Here is a 733-nt window from a genome sequence, read left to right on the forward strand (position 1 = left end):
ACTATGCCACCGAGACTTACACCGTTCCTGCATCCACCTGGTTTGCTGCGGAGCAACAGGCGCTGCAGATGTCGGTAAACAGCGTCTATGACGATGCGCGCATTCCTGACCTCAGCCGAACCGCCACCGTCCGCACGGCCTGATCATGCTCTGAGATCAATCTCGATGACAGAACTTCCGAACCGGAATCCTGGGACGGGTGTGCCGATCCAGCCGCTGTCCGAACCGTGGGCTCGTGCCACCTTCCCCTGGAGCCATCTCCATGACCCGCTACACATTATCCCATCTCGAAACCGCTGCTTGTCTTTGGGAAGCCGTCCTTGAATTGCGCGATCGGCCAGAGACCACTCCCGATGCAAGCAGTCTGGCGCTCGCCTTGCGCAAATGCGTCGATACGCTCGGCACGGCGGCGCTGCGTCTGATCGTGGTAGGCTGGGTCGATGCGGTGGAGTCCGCATGGCGTACAATAGAAGGCGAATATCCGTTGTCGTTCGATTGGGATTTCGTGCCCCGTTGGATTGCCGACACGATCGACTGGTCAGATCCGCGCAGTCCGGTCATTCGCGCAACTGCGCCCGTTCGGTACGTCAGATCGACGTCGTTTCCACCTATAGGATATGACGCACCCCCCCAAACCGCGATCGGGACCAGCCATGAGGGCCATCTGGCGATAGAGGTCCACACTGCCGTGATTGAACATCGACATGGAATGAATATCCACGTCGCAGTCGAT

General features: G+C 58.9%; 1 pseudogene. It reads left to right on the forward strand.

What is annotated here, in order from left to right:
• Positions 1-262 precede the first annotated feature (262 nt).
• Positions 263-733 (forward strand): annotated as a pseudogene (locus tag SxD43FB_RS23810) (hypothetical protein); the annotation flags it as partial.

Origin of the sequence: Sphingobium sp. D43FB, from assembly GCF_002312805.1 — a bacterium.
Lineage (GTDB): Bacteria > Pseudomonadota > Alphaproteobacteria > Sphingomonadales > Sphingomonadaceae > Sphingobium.